The organism is Paucidesulfovibrio gracilis DSM 16080 (genome assembly GCF_900167125.1).
In the GTDB taxonomy this organism is placed as follows: domain Bacteria; phylum Desulfobacterota; class Desulfovibrionia; order Desulfovibrionales; family Desulfovibrionaceae; genus Paucidesulfovibrio; species Paucidesulfovibrio gracilis.
The window spans coordinates 23,336-39,220 of sequence record NZ_FUYC01000014.1; the positions used below are offsets into that span (position 1 = coordinate 23,336).

General features: G+C 60.6%; 12 protein-coding genes. 5 read left to right on the top strand and 7 right to left on the bottom strand.

Annotated features, from left to right (window positions below):
- Positions 1–71: 71 nt before the first annotated feature.
- Positions 72–614 (top strand): bacterioferritin, encoded by a 543-nt coding sequence (locus B5D49_RS11675; protein ID WP_078717887.1) that lies wholly within the window; start codon positions 72–74, stop codon positions 612–614.
- A gap of 180 nt (positions 615–794) precedes the next feature.
- On the opposite strand, the gene B5D49_RS11680 is transcribed toward B5D49_RS11675, so the two are convergent.
- The 6 genes from B5D49_RS11680 to B5D49_RS11705 form a co-directional block, all read right to left on the bottom strand.
- Positions 795–1,673 (bottom strand): methylenetetrahydrofolate reductase, encoded by an 879-nt coding sequence (locus B5D49_RS11680; RefSeq protein ID WP_078717888.1) that lies wholly within the window; start codon positions 1,671–1,673, stop codon positions 795–797.
- A gap of 515 nt (positions 1,674–2,188) precedes the next feature.
- Positions 2,189–2,686 carry a DinB family protein gene (locus B5D49_RS11685; RefSeq protein ID WP_078717889.1) on the bottom strand — a complete coding sequence of 166 codons (498 nt, stop codon included), beginning with the start codon at positions 2,684–2,686 and terminating at the stop codon, positions 2,189–2,191.
- A 265-nt stretch (positions 2,687–2,951) separates the two neighbouring features.
- Complete coding sequence (locus tag B5D49_RS11690; RefSeq protein ID WP_078717890.1) at positions 2,952–4,043, bottom strand: glycosyltransferase family 9 protein; 1,092 nt, start codon at positions 4,041–4,043, stop codon at positions 2,952–2,954.
- Between the two features lie 275 nt (positions 4,044–4,318).
- The gene (locus B5D49_RS11695) at positions 4,319–4,771 is read right to left on the bottom strand and encodes a LysM peptidoglycan-binding domain-containing protein (RefSeq protein WP_078717891.1); all 453 of its coding nucleotides are present in this window, start codon (positions 4,769–4,771) and stop codon (positions 4,319–4,321) included.
- A 58-nt stretch (positions 4,772–4,829) separates the two neighbouring features.
- The gene (locus B5D49_RS11700; protein WP_078717892.1) at positions 4,830–5,594 is read right to left on the bottom strand and encodes a hypothetical protein; all 765 of its coding nucleotides are present in this window, start codon (positions 5,592–5,594) and stop codon (positions 4,830–4,832) included.
- A 55-nt stretch (positions 5,595–5,649) separates the two neighbouring features.
- A complete protein-coding gene (locus B5D49_RS11705; RefSeq protein ID WP_078717893.1) occupies positions 5,650–8,076 on the bottom strand; it encodes a Lon protease family protein in 2,427 nt (808 codons plus the stop codon).
- 152 nt (positions 8,077–8,228) lie between these two features.
- Here B5D49_RS11705 and B5D49_RS11710 point away from each other — a divergent pair, with 152 nt between their 5' ends.
- Entirely contained in the window at positions 8,229–10,595 is a 2,367-nt protein-coding gene (locus B5D49_RS11710; protein ID WP_078717894.1) for a sensor histidine kinase NtrY-like, read from the top strand.
- Positions 10,596–10,643: 48 nt separating this feature from the next.
- Positions 10,644–11,126: a rubredoxin-like domain-containing protein gene (locus B5D49_RS11715; protein ID WP_078717895.1), complete on the top strand. Its 483-nt coding sequence runs from the start codon at positions 10,644–10,646 to the stop codon at positions 11,124–11,126.
- Between the two features lie 443 nt (positions 11,127–11,569).
- Here the strand turns inward: B5D49_RS11715 and B5D49_RS11720 are convergent, their stop codons facing one another.
- Positions 11,570–12,520, bottom strand: coding sequence for an ABC transporter substrate-binding protein (locus tag B5D49_RS11720; protein WP_078717896.1), 951 nt, complete (start codon positions 12,518–12,520; stop codon positions 11,570–11,572).
- A 324-nt stretch (positions 12,521–12,844) separates the two neighbouring features.
- Between B5D49_RS11720 and B5D49_RS11725 the strand changes: the two genes are divergently transcribed.
- Complete coding sequence (locus B5D49_RS11725; RefSeq protein ID WP_078717897.1) at positions 12,845–13,255, top strand: Hsp20/alpha crystallin family protein; 411 nt, start codon at positions 12,845–12,847, stop codon at positions 13,253–13,255.
- Positions 13,256–13,257: 2 nt separating this feature from the next.
- Positions 13,258–15,732 (top strand): Lon protease family protein, encoded by a 2,475-nt coding sequence (locus B5D49_RS11730; RefSeq protein WP_078717898.1) that lies wholly within the window; start codon positions 13,258–13,260, stop codon positions 15,730–15,732.
- Positions 15,733–15,885 lie beyond the last annotated feature (153 nt).

Sequence of the window (15,885 nt, forward strand, 5' to 3'; positions counted from 1 at the left end):
AGCATGATCCCGACAGGTTAGGTTGCAGACAACCATTCATTTCAATCGGGCGATCCGCCCAGGGAGGCTCCATGCCGAAAGTAAGCAAAGAAGAACGCGAGGCCCGCAAGGCCAAGGTCGTGGAAGTACTCAACCAGGCCCGCGCCATGGAATTGACCGCCATCACACAGTACATGAACCAGCATTACGGTCTGGACGACATGGACTACGGCGAACTGGCCAAGAACATGAAGCTCATCGCCATTGACGAAATGCGCCACGCCGAGATGTTCGCGGAGCGCATCAAGGAGCTGGGCGGCGAGCCTGTTTCCCTTGCGGACGGGGACATTGAAAAACGCCAGCCCGTGCAGACTATCTTCCCCTTTGACTCCGAACTGGAAGACGACACCATTGCGGCCTACAATGACTTTCTGCTGGTCTGTAGGGAAAACGGCGACAGCGTGAGCATGAAACTCTTTGAAACCATCATTGAGGAAGAGCAGGAACATTACAATTACTTTGACAGTGTTGCCGGACACATCGAAGACCTGGGCGAGACCTACCTCTCCAAAATCGCGGGGACGTCCGCTTCCACGGGCGGCACGCAAAAGGGGTTCGTGCTGGGCGGCGAATAACCGCGAACCGGGCCTTCAGCCTGTATCCCACAGCAGGATAGCCGCCGGAATCGCAACTGCGACGTGCATGGGCGGACGTTTTCCGGCCGGGTACAAGCGGCGAAACCGGTCAACGGTGGACCAGGGGGCGGCGTGCCTCCTGGTCGCCGAAGATCCGCCTTTCCATGATATGTGCCTGCGTTACCCCAGCAATCCCGCTTGTTGCGCCACGTCCAGGCATTGGGACGACTGGTTCAGGGGATAGAGGTGGATTCCAGGGGCACCGCCGTTCAGCAGCCCCTGCACTTGCTGCACGGCGTGGGCGGTTCCCACTTCGCGCACGGCGTCATCTCCGCCTTGGGCGTGGGCTTTTTCCAGGGCGGCGTATAGATTTCCCGGAATGGCCGCGCCGCACAGAGAGAGGATGCGCCGTGCCGAGGCCATGGTTCGCAAGGGCATGATTCCTGGAATCACCGGCTTATGACATCCCTGATCCGCCAGCCGTTCCACCATGTCGAAGTAGCGGCGGTTGTCGAAGAAAAGCTGGGTCACGCCGAAATCCGATCCCGCATCAAGCTTGAACCGGAGCATATCAATATCGGCCTGTACGCTGGGGGATTGCGGATGCGGTTCCGGATACGCGGCCACGCCCAGGGCTATGTCCGGGTATGACTTGCGGATGTGCTCCACCAGGTCCGACGCGTGCTGCAAGGGAGCGTCCCCGTCCGGACCGTTGCCGTCGGTGCCGTCGCCGCGAAGCGCCAGGACATTGTTTATCCCGTTGGCCTGGAATTGGGCGAGGGCGTCGTCCACGCCTTTTGGCTCGAGACCGCAACAGGTCAGGTGCGGCATAACTCTGTACCCCAGAGCGGTGTGCAGCATGTTGGCCGCCTGCAACGTGCCGCGTCCTCCGCCGCCCCCGGCTCCGCAAGTCACGGAAACGAACAAGGGGTGCAGCACCTTAAGCTCCTCCCCCACGCGCAGCATGCGCTGGCGGGCCTCTTCATCCCGCGGGGGAAAAAATTCAAAGGAAACAAACGGCGTTCCGGGCCGGATCAGGTCGGGGATTCGTTCTTGCATGGGTGGCTCCTGGCGATCAGCTTGTTGGGGTGGCGTTTGGTCGTTGGGGAAATATTTCGGTCTTTGCGCATGGATTTTCCGCATCAAGCAGGAACGTGTTGGGTGTTTGGGCTGCTGCGCCGCGTCCCACGTTACCGCATGGACCGATACGGGCTGGTCCAGTGTTGTCTTTGGCGTATCGTTATATTCGGTTATTGTGATATATCGTTCTACGCATCTTTTTCCCAGGGGTCAAGCCGGGATTGTTTGGCCGGGATTGTTTGGCAGGGAGTTTCAGGAACAAGTCCGGCTCGTCCTGAAATGGAGCAAGGCAGCCCGCGGAGCCGTGAGCGTATGCAACGCATGCCCCTTGGTTGGCGGATACAAGGATGCGGGAGCGTGCTGTTCTTTTCACGGCCGTGGCGCATGGCGCTGTCCCGTAACCTGGCCTGTGAACGGGTCCGGGGGGGGGCAGCAGGGAGTGGCGGGGACAGATAGATCGTCTAAGGGCGGGGCGAAAAAGGGTTCGGCTGTGATCAGGTCTGTTGTGAGGGACCGGTGTACGAACTAAGCAGGTGCCGGGGCGCGTGCGTGGCGCCGAGCAGCCGCAGGAGGGTGGTCAATTCACCACGGTGGTGCGCGGCATGCTGTGCCATGTGGAGCAAAATCACGTCCAGGGGGCGTTCCTGCTGCCGACCGGCCAGGTCAACGTACCCGATGGTCCGCTGCAAATCCTTGGGAGCGATGACCAGCAGATAGGCGAGCATGGCTTCTTCCTGCCGCGCCAGAATTTCCTTCATATTGATCAGGCTGGAAAAGAATGCCTCGCCCGGCAGGTGTTCAAGGGAGATGCCCTCCCGGCAGCGCAGGCTCCAAAGCCGGTCAACGCCGACGATATGTGCCAGGGTGCCGAACACGCTGTTGTAGGGGCATTCCAACGGTGTGTGAATCAGGTGCTCCACCTGACCGGCGGCTTCAATGCAATCCATGGTTGATGCGTAGTGGTGACACATCAATTCCCGCATAGCGTGCATGGGATGTATCTCCCGGGAGAATCGGTTCCGAGTCGGTCAGCATATGATCATCCGGCATGGCCGGCTTGTTTGCGACGCGGGGAAAACGATGCACGCCGTTCTTTACCCGCTTTTTTATAGAAGAGCGCATTCCGGGATCGTTTGTCAACTCTGATCCGGGAATGCGTTGGATAGGGGCGTGCGGAAAACGGTTCGTGTCAGAGCCGGCTTGTTATTTTTTTGGGGGAGAGCAGTTCAGGGAAAAGCCGCGTGGTGACGAAGGTTGCTATTTCGCGGGCCTGGAGCAAGCGTGGTCGCCACGTTCCCGGATGGCCCTGTCCGGGTCGTCCAGGTGGAAAAAGACCCGGATCCGCTCGTACACCAATTCCGGCGTGAGCGCATAGAGGCATTCCAGGGTGCCGAGGCGGCAGGTGGACTTGTTGCAGCCCAGGCAGGTGTATTCTCCGGGGCGCTCGTTGCGGATGTACCCATGCTGGGGGGAGGGAAAGGTCCAGGAACCGGGTTTATTGGAACCGAGCACGGCCATGCTGGGAGTCCCCACGGCAACGGCCAGGTGGCGGGGGGAGGAACAGTTGCCGAAATGGGCGTGGGCGTGGCGAATGATGGCGGCAACCTCGCGCAGGGTGGTTTGTTTCTCCGGCAGGATACAGCCGTCGGGATTGCCGGCCTGTTGCCAGATGTTTCGCACCTCTTGCTCCTCACCCGGGCCATAGAGCAGAAAAAGGCGCAGACGCGGGTGGCGGGCCGCCAGCATGGACAGCAGCCTGGCATAATATTCAGCGGGCCATTTGCGGGTGATGCGGCGGTGGGTCATGTCCAGGGTCATGAGCATGGTGGAGCTGTCCACGCCCTGCTTGGCGAGGTATTGTTTTCCCCAGGCGAGTTCCTCTTCCGTGAGGTGCAATTCCGGAGGCTGGCCGCTCCAGGCAACGCCCAGAGGCTCCAGCACCCCGGCCTTGGCCTTGGCTGCGTACCCTTTGCCCACGGCACCGAAGCGGTTGTAAAACAGCTTGTTGTACCATCTGGGTTTGTAGGAAAGGCGCACCGGAGCGCGGCTGCAGAGCGTGGCCAGGCGCAGACGCACAAACTGTTGCAGGTCGATGGCCAGATCGAACCGTTCCCGGAGCAGGCCGGAATACAGGCCCATGGTTCCCGAAAGTCCGGCTTTTTTGTCGATGGTCCAGATCTTGGTCAACAGGGGATTGTTTTCCAGCATGGGGCGGCACTTTTGTTCTGTAAGAAAATGCAGCTCAGCCTGTGGAAAGCGTTCATGCAGCAGGCGGACACAGGGGGTGGCCAAAAGCACGTCCCCGATTTGGTGCTGCTGACAGATGAGGATTTTATGAAAGTCCTGCAAGGTGTGTATCCTGTATGTCGGTTCGGCCCCGACCGAGGGTGACGGGCGCGGCGTGGTCCGGCGGCCATCTCTGGGGATTGGTCCGGTGGGCCTTGGGAACCGTGAAATGTTGTGTTTTGGAACCGCTAGTCCCTACCCTTTTTTTCCGTGGGCTTCAATGTGCGGCAATCGGGGCGCCACGCAGCGGCTCCAGCCGTGTACGCTCATGAAAAAGGCGCTCCCCCGTGTTGGGAGAGCGCCTTGCGGTATCTCTATCGTATGAGCGGCTGTCGGGCTTAGAAGCTGTAGCCGAGGTTGGCGCGCATTTGCGCCGGGATCACGGCCTCTGCGCCTGGCTCCAGAGCCTGCCAGGGAGCGCCGGCCATCTTGCGGCCGTCCTTGACTTCGTCCATGGAGAAGTCACGGGGCACGGAGAAAGTCTGTCCGGGGTAGATCAGGTCAGGGTTCTTGATCTGGTCACGGTTGGCCTTGTAGATGAGCGGCCACATGAACGGATCGTTGTAGATCTGCTGGTATTCAGCGATCCACCACAGGCATTCACCCTTGGACACGCTGTGGCTGGTGGGCAGTTGGGCGTAGTCCTGCTCATAACGCTGCATGGGCGTGAGCACCTCGTCCACTTTTTGTTCCTTCACCACCACGGTCTCGGGCTCGGTTTTTACCTTCTTGGAACAGCCCCAGACAAAGACGAGGCTGAGGGCAACCGAAATCAAAAGCAATTTTTTCATTTTTTTCCGCCTCCTCAATTGGGTAAAGAAATGACAGCCTTGCACATACGTATAAGGGTCAAGAATGAATACTAAGGGACCAATTATCAATAATTTTTTTTTCCTGCAAGACAATTTTATGGTTTGGGTTGATTTTATACGCTTCTGTAACAGCTTCCTCGGCCTGGTCCATCCACCCGCCCAGACGCAGACTGCGCGATGCGAGAATGTAAAGCATCCACGGCCGACCCGCATAAATACCGTTTACCAGGGCGTCGTACAGTTCGCAAAACACGGCCCGGACCATGGAGTTCTGGGAAAAGATGAACCGGGCAAGCAGAGCATTTTCACTATGGCGGGAAAGATACACGGGCAAGAGGCGCTTGCACTGGTCCAGAATCACCCGGATGCGGGCGATTTCACGCCGCATGGATTCCTCGGTCTGCGCGGGCAGGGAAAGCAATTGTCCGGCCACGTCATGCCCGTGCGCGCCTTCCACGGCCATTTCCCGCAACCAGGGCGCGTAGGTCATTTGCTGGTAGATGTCTTCCTTGAGCTTGATGCATTCATGGAAGATGTACCCCATGCCCCAGTCCAGAAACCGTCCCTGAATGGGGTCGTCCGGATCGTTGCGGAACACGTGGTGGGCTGTGTCCTTGAGCCGCCAGAGCAGCCCCTTGAAGCCTTCTTCGCCGATGAGGTCGCGCAACTGGTCGAAATCCATGCTGCCCAGACGGTCATAGCGTTCGAACTGCTCGTCCAGGGTCATGCACGCCTGGCAGAAGTTCCGGAACATGTCCCGCACAAATTCGGGACGCTTTGCCATAATCCACGCTTTGGACATGCATTTCCTCCGACTTGGAAGCGTACGGCATATTTGGCCCGAGTTCAACGGCTTCTCAGGATGGACCGCCTCCGGCACCGTAGGCGCGGGCCAGCCGGGCAAACTCGGCCAGCCGGCGGTCTGCGGCGTGGTAGAGCGTGCCGGTGGCGAATCCGCCCTTGGCGTCGCGACGGTCCACGGGCATCCCCGTGAGGATGCGCATGGCCTGTTCCACGCTGGAGACCGGATAAATGCGGAAGGTGCCGTTTTCCACGGCCTGGAGCACGTCGTCCCGCAACATGAGGTTGGCCACGTTGTCCTTGGGGATGAGCACGCCCTGCTCGCCCGTGAGACCATGACGGCGGCAGACTTCGAAAAATCCTTCGATCTTGCGGTTCACCCCGCCCACGGCCATGATCTGCCCGGACTGGCTCACCGCGCCGGTGAACGCATAGGAAAGGTTGATGGGGACGCCGGAAAGGGCCGAAAGTAGGGCGGCCAGTTCCGCGCCCGAAGCGGAGTCCCCTTCCACGCCCGCATAGCTTTGCTCAAAGCAGAGGCTGCCGGTCATGACGATGGGCTTGTCCTGGGCGAACAGGCCCAGGAGATAGCTCTTCAGGATCATCATGCCTTTGGTATGGATGGGACCGCCGAGCTGGGCCTCGCGCTCCAGGTCCAGAATGCCGCCATGCCCCACGCCCACGGTGCAGGAAATCTGGTGGGGCAGGCCGAATTCGTAGTCGCCGAACAGGGTCACGGACAAACCGTTGCAGCGGCCCACGGCCTGGCCCGAGGTGGCCACCTTGATGATCTCCCGCTCATAGTCGCCCATGTATTCCTCTTCAAAGAGGTTGGACCGAAAGTCGCGGGTGCCAACGGCCTCGCGCAGGTGCGCCGCGCCCACCATGGCCTTGCCGTCCATTTCCGCCAGGGCCGAGGCCTCGATCATGCGTTCGCGCACCAGGGGGAATTGCAGGGACAGTTTTTTCTGGTCCTCGGCCAGCCTGGAGGAGAAGTCCACCAGCCCGGCCAGGGCCGCACGGTCAAAGGGCAGCAGTTCGGCCTCGCGCACAATGCGGCCGAGCACGGTCAGGTAGTGCCGGATGTTGGGCATGGTGCGCGGCGCTGTGGACTGCATGTGCGCCTTGAGCTTGAAGAATTTCTGGAACCGGTCGTCGTGGTAGAGCAGCGCCTCGTAGTGCTCGTCCGAACCGATGAGCACGATCTTGAGGTCCAGCGGGATACATTCCGGCTCAATGGTGCGGGTGCGGGCCTGTTCCTGGTCCACGGGATCCTCAATGCGGGAGTGTCCGGCGCGCAGGGCGCGAAGCAGTCCTTCCCAGGAAGAGGAGCTGGAGAGCAGATCATCGGTATTGAGCAGCAAAAAGCCGTTGTTGGCCTTGTGCAGACTGCCGGGACGTATCAGGGTGTGGTCGGTGTAGAGTGAGCCGAGTTCGGCCTCGCGTTCAATGCTGCCCAGCAGGTTGAAGGTGGTGGGATGGTCCTCCACCACCACGGGCGCGCCCTTGGTCGGGCCGTTATCCACGAAAAGGTTCACCTCAAAACGGGAAAACTGGTCGTCCCCGGAGGCGTCGCCCTGGCTTGCCGCCGCAGCTCCGGCCGGAGTGTTGGCCGTGGATTCCTTGGGCAGGAACATGTCCACGTTTTCCACCAGGTCATCTTCCGCGGCCTTGAGGTAGGCGGTCAGCTTTTCATTGTCGCCGAAGCGCTCCCGCAGGGGCTGCAAACATTCCGTGACCACTTCGCGGGCAATGGCGCGTTGTAATTCCAGCTCTTTGCGCTTGAGTCCCTTTTCGCTCTGGTTGATCTGCCGCAGAAAGGTGCTGATCTCCGAGAGGACGTTGTCTCCCTCGCGCTTGAGCCGATCGCGCTCCTTTTTGGGCAGCTTGTCAAAACTGCCGTCCTCCATGGGTTCGCCGTCCACCAGCGGAGCCAGGGTCAATGCCCCGGCGTCATCCATGTCCAGGCGGAAGTTTTTTTCCCGGGCCGCGTCCTCCATCTGGGAGAACAGTTCTTCGCGCTGCCGGGTATGGCTCTTGAACAGGGATTCGTGCTGGCTGTGGTAGGCGTCCCGTTCAAAGTGGGCGGGCAGGTCCGCACGGATGGCGTTCAGCGCCTTGGACATGGCGTTTTTGAACTGTCGTCCTTGCCCGGCGGTCAGGGACACGGCCAGGGGCCGGTCCGCATCGTCGAAATTGTGCAGGTAGAGCCAGTCCGGGGGCGTGGCCGCCTTTTTTGCGGCGGGGCGCAGGTGGTCGCGGACAAAGTAGGTCCGGCCCATGTTGGCCTCCCCCGCGACAAAAATATTATATTCATTTCCTTTGATGCGCAGAGCCAGCTCCAGCGCCTGGATGGCCCGGGGCTGAAATTTGGAATAGCCGTTGCCCGCAGGAATTTCGCGGCTATCGGCATAGGGAATGCGGTCAGGGTGCAGGGAGGCTCCAAGATGGCGGTGAGCCAGGGGTTTGGGTATGCTGGTCATATCCTCTCTCTTACGGCGTTGTTTCGGGCAGTGGCCCGATAACCGGACACTAAGGGCTTTGAACCGGTTTGTCACGGTCTGCCGGACCGGAATCCCCGGGGCGGAACGCGTGAGCGCTTGAATTCGGCTCCGCCTGCTGATAACGCAGTGACATGGAAGAAAAGCGCGGCAGGGACGAAGCCCCGGACACTCGGGAACAGCGGGCCAGGGGCGAGGATTCCGACATCCCACGGGAACACGGGGTGATTCCCGAGGTACCGGTTTCCAGCGACGATCCGGATCAAGCGGTTCCCGAAGACCTGGAAGCCCAAGCCCCGGAAGCTCCTGGTCCGGCAACGTCCATCGCCGTGGGCGCGCCCCACGCCAAGGAACGCAAGCGGCGGCGCTGGGAGCTGCTCATCGCCGTAACCTGCTTCGGCCTCATTGCCCTGCTCACCTGGGTCCAGCTCAAATACCTGGCCGTGGATTCCTACCTCTTCCTGGGCCTGTTCAACATCAACTTCATCCTGTTGCTGCTGGTGCTCTTCATCGTCACGCGCAACGCGGTGAAGCTGCTCCTGGAGCGGCGGCGCAAGGTGCTCGGCTCACGGCTGCGAACCCGGCTTGTGGTGGCCTTTGTGTCCCTGTCCCTGATCCCCACCCTGCTCATGTTCATCGTTTCCGTGAAGTTCGTGCAGACCTCGGTGGACTACTGGTTCAAAGTCCAGGTGGAGGACAGCATGGAGCATGCGCTCAAGCTTTCCGAGACCTTTTACCGCGTCATGGAAGAACGGCTGGCCCGGCAGGCCGGAACCCTGGAAAACCTGCTGCGCGAAAAGGGCTTCCGCTGGGGCGGCAAGGGCATGGACGCGTTCTGTGAGGAAAAGGCCACGGAATGGGGTGTGAGCCTTTTGGGGGTGGCCCAGCCCGACGGCACCTACGTCAGCCTCTACCGCAACGCCCGCATGCAGCGGCGCTGGGGCGAGTTTGAAAAGCGCATTGCCAAACAATACCGCAAAAAGCCCGGAGCCGCGTTTCTGCTGGAAGGAGGCGGCCCGGATCATGTGATTGTCTACCGGCCCGTGGACGCGGGCGAAACCGGATACATCGTCATCGGCGAGCAGCTAGGCTGGGACGTGCATGAAAAACTCAGCCAGGTTATCAACGGGCTTAACGAATATCAAAAGCTGAAGACCCTCAAAAGCCCCTGGAAAAGTACGCTCTACATGACCCTGGGCGTCATGACCGCCCTGATTATTCTGGGCGCGGTCTGGTTCGGGTTCCGGCTGGCCAAGGAGATGTCCGCGCCCATCCAGGCGCTGGCCGCAGGCACCGAACGCGTGGCCCGGGGCGACTTGTCCGTGCACCTTGAGGATCCCTCGGACGACGAGCTGGGCTTTCTGGTCAAGTCCTTCAACAGCATGACCGAAGATCTGCGCGAGAGCCGGTCGCGCCTGGATACCTACAACCGCCGCCTCTCCCAGCAGAACAGGGAGTTGGAGCGGCGTGGACGCTACATCGAAGCCGTGCTGGAAAACATCACCTCCGGCGTGGTGACCATGGACCACGAAGGACGGGTGGGTACCATGAACCGGGCGGCCGAGGACATGCTCGGTCTGGTGGCCCGGGAGATCATCGGCCGCAAGCCCCTGATGTTTCTCCAGGGGGAGTTCGCGGAAATGCTTCGCGAGGCCCGGGAGCAGATGGCCCTGGACCCCTTTTCCCAATGGCAGCGCCAGATCGACATCCAGGTGCGGGGACGGCTGGCCAAATTCTTTGTGAACGTGGTCTCCCTGCGGGCCAAGGACGGCGAGGCCTACGGCATTGTGGCCGTGTTCGAGGATATCACCGAACTGGAGCGCGTGCAGCGCATGGCGGCCTGGCGCGAAGTGGCCCGGCGCATCGCCCATGAGATCAAAAATCCGCTCACGCCCATCAAACTTTCGGCCCAGCGGCTGCAACGTCGCTACGGCGGGGACCATACGGACAAGACCTTTGCCAGCTGCACCGAGCTGATCGTGCGGCAGGTGGAGCGCATTCAGCAGATGGTCACCCAGTTTTCATCCTATGCCAAGCTCCCGGAAATGCAGCCCAAGCCCGGAGAACTTCCCCTGCTGCTTCAGGAAGTGGTGGACATGTTCGCCAACACCCACCGTGATATTTCCTGGAGTCTTGAACTGGAAACGGAGATCCCTGTTTTTTCCTTTGACCGTGAAGGATTGCGGCGGGTATTCATCAACCTGCTTACCAACGCGGCCGAAGCGCTCCATGAAACGGAAAACGCCGAAGTGCGGGTCATGGCCCGGCACGATGCGGAAAAAGGCCGCGTGGTGGTGCGCGTGCGGGACAACGGTCCCGGCATTTCCAAGGAAGAGGCCGCTCGTCTGTTCGAGCCGTACTTTTCTCGCAAAAAGGGCGGCACCGGCCTGGGCCTGACCATTGTTCGCACCGTGGTGGGCGACCATCGCGGCGTGGTCCATGCCTCGGCGCGGCCCAAGGACGGCGGCGCGGAATTCGTGGTGCGCCTGCCCGACAGTTGATCCGAACGAAACAATCACAAGCAAGCCAGATTGGGGAGAAAATCCGATATGCAGGGAAACGGCATCCAGCGGCTGGCCGAAGCCTTTATCAATGAATCCGCGTCCGCAGCCCGGTGCGAGGTGGCGGCGCTGCGCGCCCGTGCCGAGGGTCGCCCGCAGGCCGCTCGCCTGCTCAATGCCCTGGCCGTGGCCCAGAAAGTCCACGCGGACAAGGCGCTCATGATCCTGCGCGGCAAGCTGGGAGATACGGACGCGAACCTGGACGAACTTTTGGAAGGTCTGGACCAAAGCGCGACCCATTACCAAGAGGCTCTGACCTGCCTGGAATGCGCCACCGGCCCGGCCAACGGATTTTTGGACCAGTTCCGACGCACAGCGCGCAATCATGCGGGATTGGTTCGCCAAGTGGATGAAAGAGCGCCGTCTGCGTACCAGGTATGCACCGTGTGCGGCTTTGTCGCCCGGGAAAATGCGCCGGAACGCTGCCCGGTCTGCGACGCGGTACCCGAACGGTTCGCCTGCGTGGACTGACCCTGCCCCCCCAAGCGGCAAGCATATATTTTCCCTGAGGGGCAACTCTTTTTCCAGGGGGAAAACCTTTCTGAAGAAAGGTTTTTCCCACTGGACCCCCTTTCCAAAGACTTTTCCTTGCTCCAGGCCTGCGGCCTGTCGCGGTTATCGTTTCTTTCCCTTTCCTCCTCCCCTTTCCCCCCTCCCAAAAGAAAAGAACGGCCGAAGCCGTTCTTTTCTTTTGGGGGCGCACCGTTGCCGCGAGTTTCGGGAGGGCGGAGCCATCCCGGAAATCGCGGCAACATGAGATCACGCCGCCGCACGACTCCGCCTGTCCACTCCCCAGACGTCCTCCCACCCCATGCCCCCGGCCGCGCGCAGCGCGAGACCGGGAAATGGGATTCCAAAGGGTCGCGGACCCTTTGGCCGCCGGAGGCATGCTTTATTCGGACAAACGCTACCTGTCAGGGAACGATTTGCCAATGGCGAACAGCGGCGTTGTAGAATCCGCTTTCCTGGTAGGCGCGTTCCAGGGTTCCCTGATCCCGGAGGAGTCGGATTCCCCGGTTCAGGGCGTGCAAGGCTTCTTGGCCCCGTTCGTGTACGGCGGAAACCGGCAGGTGACGGCTACCCGGGAGCGTGGTCTTGATGCCGGGGATGGGAACCAGCCGCAGTTCTCCTATGGTCAGGGAAAGGTCCGTCGTGGCCGGGAAGGGTGCCAGGGTCACGTCGGCCCGGCCGCGATCCAGCACCCGAAGCATGTCTTCCCAGTCGTTCACGTCCAGAACGTCGTGGCAGAGAGCCGTCATGGCGGCCCAATCTGGTGTCCAGTCCCGTGAGGACACGCCCCGAAGCTGCCGCAAATCCGATGTGGTGCGTGCTTCCAGCGCCAGAATATTTTTGGAATCCACGTAGAGTCCGGCCTCGAATCGCCCTTCGGGGATCAGCGGGTCCGAGGCCAGCATTGTGGTATTATTTTGTTCCAGGTCCGTACGCCAGACCGTGTTGCCGGAGAGCAGCACGTCCCCGCGTTCCAACTCCGCGAGCAGCCGCGCATACGTGGGAACGGCCACAAATTGTACGGTTGCGTGCAGGCCGCCCAGGGCCAGCGCCTGTTGGGTGAGCACCACTTCCACCACGTCCCGCCGGGAGTGCGGGCCGGAAAATCGTTTGATTTCCAGTGGATTTCGCCCTTGCAAAAACCGCTGGTAGTCCTTGAGCACATCCTCGGGTACGACCATGCGTATCTGGTCCGCAACACCGCCCGTGGGCGCCTGGTCCCGGCCGAACCCCGATGCGGCCCACGCGAGCGACAACAGGAGGCTGAGCAGCATTCCCCGCCCAATGGGGCGCAGGATACGCAGGGAGCGTTCTGTGGCTTTGGTGTTCATTTTTCGCATGGCGCGTGCATACATATTACGAGGTCCGGCTCCTAGAGAAAAACGTCGTTCATGATGCTTCGGGACTAAAATTCTGTCATGAACGTCGTATCCAACTCAAATCGCCGTAGCTTTTGTTTTGATTGCGTCGGCAGATGTTTTTGTAGAACGTTTGTTGTGTGACGCACCATACACATTTTGCATTTCCAAGGTAAGGGTGCGGCTCTGCATACACTGGAGCGGCCCGTCCAACGTATCCAAAAAAATCCTTGAGCCGTCTTGGTCTTCCTGTCGGGGTTTGGTATTGACTATCCATAGAAGTATCGAGTCGTCGGAATATCACTACGGAGGTCACCCACCATGCCCGATCTGAAAGGTTGGAGCTACCGCGAGTTGGGCAGGCTGCGGCGCGACATGGACCGGCTGTTCGACAGCCTGTGCCAGGACTATGGGCTACCCGGTCCCAAGTGCGCGGAGCGTGCGGAAATTGAGGAAGACGACCAGGAGGTCCGTATCCGCCTGGTGTTGCCCGGGTTGCGTGCCCGTGATCTGGATGTCCGCGTAACGGAGCTGGATTTGGAAATCTCCGGCAGACAGGAAAAAGCAACGGACCAGGGACACACACTGCGAGGGTTTACCCGCCGTTTGGGGCTGCCCTGCCGGGTGCAGCCCGACCAAGTGCGGGCCGTGTACCGCGACGATGTCCTCAACGTGATCCTGCCCAAATGCCGGGGCGCACAGTGCCGAAGCATCCACATTTCCGAGGAGTGAACATGCCGAGCAAAATGGACCGGACCATCAAGGTGCCGCAGGAATCTCTGCGCTGGAAACTCGATCCCGCCACCCTGCCTTTCGAGACAACGGACGATCTGGAACCGCCTTCCGATATCATCGGCCAGGGGCGGGGAGTGGAGGCCTTCCGTTTTGGCATGGGCATGGACCGTAAGGGGTACAACATCTTCGTTACCGGCCCGGCGGGTACGGGCAAGATGTTTACGGTCAAGAAGCTGCTCAAGGAGCTTTCCGATGACAGAGCCACACCGGACGACCTGTGCTACGTGAACAATTTCAAGCACCCGGAATCACCGGTGCTGTTGCGGTTTGCTCCGGGTCGCGGCGCGGCCTTCAAAAAGGCGGTGCAGGAGTTTTTGGACAACGTCAAAAAGGAAGTGCCGCAGCTTTTTGAGTCCGAAGAATACATCGCCCGCAAGAACGAGATTATGGAAGCGCATGAAAAGCAAGTGCGCGAATTCTATAAGGGCGTGGAAGAAAAGGTAAAGGACACGGACCTTGTGGTGGTGAACATGCAGATGGGTCCGGTGCAGCGACCCGACGTGGTACCCCTGGTGGACGGGGAGCCGAAGCGCATGGTCGAGGTGGAGGAGATGGTGGAGAAGGGGCGCTTCCCCCAGGAAGAGCTGGAACGCCTCAAGCAGCGCCGTCTGGAGGTCAAGGAGGAGCTGGACCAGATCGTCATTCAGGTCAAGCAGCTCAACAAGGAGGTCAAGGACAAGAGCGAGGAAGTGGACCGGCTCATGTTTCTGGCCCTGGCCAGGGAGCACATGCAGCCCCTGCGCGACGAATTTTGCCAGGGTGACAACGCCGAAAAGATCGAACGCCATTTGGACGCGGTGCTCGACGACATGGTGGAGAACATGGACGCCCTGAAGATGCTCGGTGCCAAGCCGCAGCAGGCCGGGCCAATGATGATGATGGCGCCGCCCCCGGAAGTGGTCTTTCATCCCTACCAGGTGAATCTGCTGGTGGACAATGCCGAGCAGGACGGCCCGCCCGTGATCATCGAATCCTACCCCACCTATCGGAACCTGTTCGGATCCATTGAGCGCATCATGGACCGCAACGGCGGCTGGCGGACGGATTTTACCAAGATCAAGGCGGGATCCTTTGTCAAGGCCAACGGCGGCTTTTTGGTGCTCAACCTCATGGACGCCATTATGGAGCCGGGGGTCTGGCAAACCCTGAAGCGTTCGCTCAAAACCGAAGCCATTGAGATACAGACCTTTGATCCCTATTACTTCATCACGGCCACGGGCCTGAAGCCGGAATCCATCCCCATGCAGGTCAAAGTGGTGGTCACCGGCGATCCGCGCCTGTATCACCTGCTGCGCCACTACGACCCGGACACGCAGAAAATATTCAAGGTCCGGGCGGATATCGAAACCAGCATGGACCGCACGGACGAGAACGTGCTGCAGGTGGCCCGCTTTGTACGGGCCGTGGTCCAGCGCCATGAACACAAGCCCTTCCATGCCTCGGCTGTGTCGCGCATCACGGAACGGGCCGTGCGCATGGCCGGGCGGCAGGAAAAAATCTCCACCGCGTTTCCCCGGCTCTCGGACCTGGTGGACGAGGCTGCCTACTTCGCAAGCCGGTGCTCTGCGTGCGATACGGTCACGGCCGAACATGTGGAGCAGGCTGTGGAGGCCAAGATTCATCGTTCCAACCAGATTGAGGAACAGCTCCAGGAGATGATCGACCGCGGTTCCCTGTTCGTGGATACGGACGGAAGCGAGGTGGGGCAGATCAACGGCCTTGCCGTGTATTCCATGGGCGACCACATGTTCGGCAAGCCTTCGCGCATCACGGCCGTGACCAGTCTGGGCAAGGAAGGGGTCATCAACATCGAGCGGGAGGCGGACCTTTCCGGTCCCACGCACAACAAAGGCATGCTCATCCTTGCGGGCTGGCTGCGGCGTATGTTCGCCCAGGACAAGCCCATGGCCCTGGCCGCGTCCATTGCGTTTGAACAGAGCTATGGCGGCGTGGACGGCGATTCCGCATCCAGCACCGAGCTGTACGCCCTGCTTTCCAGCCTATCCGGGCTGCCCATCCGTCAGGACATCGCCGTGACAGGCTCCGTGAACCAGAAGGGCGAGGTGCAGCCCATCGGCGGGGTGAATGAAAAAATCGAGGGGTTCTACCTCTGCTGCAAGCGGGCCGGACTTACAGGGCGTCAGGGCGTGCTCATTCCCCGGGCCAATGTCAAGGATCTGATGCTCCGCCAGGAGGTGGTCGATGCCGTGGCCGAGGGCCGGTTCCATGTCTGGGCCGCGTCCAGCGTGGAGCAAGGGGCCGAGTTGCTCATGGGTAAGCCCGCGGGCAAACGCGGCAAGAACGGCAACTATCCCAAAACGTCCATTTTTGGCCGGGCGGATGCTGCGTTGGCGGAAATGGCCGAGGCGCTGCAAAAATTCGGCAAGGACGACAAAGAGGAAAAGGATTCCTGACGAGCTTCGGCTTTGTCGGGATGGCGGCTTGGGACCGGTCGGCGGAATGTCGGCCGGTCTTTTTGTGCGTGGAGGGGCGCATTGCGGTTGTGTCCTGGGGCGCGTTGCCGGAAGCTGCCGAGCAAGGCACGAATAATGCAATAAATCGCGGGA

What these genes read in the sequence shown, in the direction of transcription:
- B5D49_RS11715 (WP_078717895.1), top strand. Translation starts at nt 10,644, where the DNA reads ATGCAGGGAAACGGCATCCAGCGGCTGGCCGAAGCCTTTATCAATGAA.
- B5D49_RS11720 (WP_078717896.1), bottom strand. Translation starts at nt 12,520, where the DNA reads ATGTATGCACGCGCCATGCGAAAAATGAACACCAAAGCCACAGAACGC.
- B5D49_RS11705 (WP_078717893.1), bottom strand. Translation starts at nt 8,076, where the DNA reads ATGACCAGCATACCCAAACCCCTGGCTCACCGCCATCTTGGAGCCTCC.
- B5D49_RS11685 (WP_078717889.1), bottom strand. Translation starts at nt 2,686, where the DNA reads ATGCACGCTATGCGGGAATTGATGTGTCACCACTACGCATCAACCATG.
- B5D49_RS11700 (WP_078717892.1), bottom strand. Translation starts at nt 5,594, where the DNA reads ATGTCCAAAGCGTGGATTATGGCAAAGCGTCCCGAATTTGTGCGGGAC.
- B5D49_RS11710 (WP_078717894.1), top strand. Translation starts at nt 8,229, where the DNA reads ATGGAAGAAAAGCGCGGCAGGGACGAAGCCCCGGACACTCGGGAACAG.
- B5D49_RS11675 (WP_078717887.1), top strand. Translation starts at nt 72, where the DNA reads ATGCCGAAAGTAAGCAAAGAAGAACGCGAGGCCCGCAAGGCCAAGGTC.
- B5D49_RS11725 (WP_078717897.1), top strand. Translation starts at nt 12,845, where the DNA reads ATGCCCGATCTGAAAGGTTGGAGCTACCGCGAGTTGGGCAGGCTGCGG.
- B5D49_RS11680 (WP_078717888.1), bottom strand. Translation starts at nt 1,673, where the DNA reads ATGCAAGAACGAATCCCCGACCTGATCCGGCCCGGAACGCCGTTTGTT.
- B5D49_RS11695 (WP_078717891.1), bottom strand. Translation starts at nt 4,771, where the DNA reads ATGAAAAAATTGCTTTTGATTTCGGTTGCCCTCAGCCTCGTCTTTGTC.
- B5D49_RS11730 (WP_078717898.1), top strand. Translation starts at nt 13,258, where the DNA reads ATGCCGAGCAAAATGGACCGGACCATCAAGGTGCCGCAGGAATCTCTG.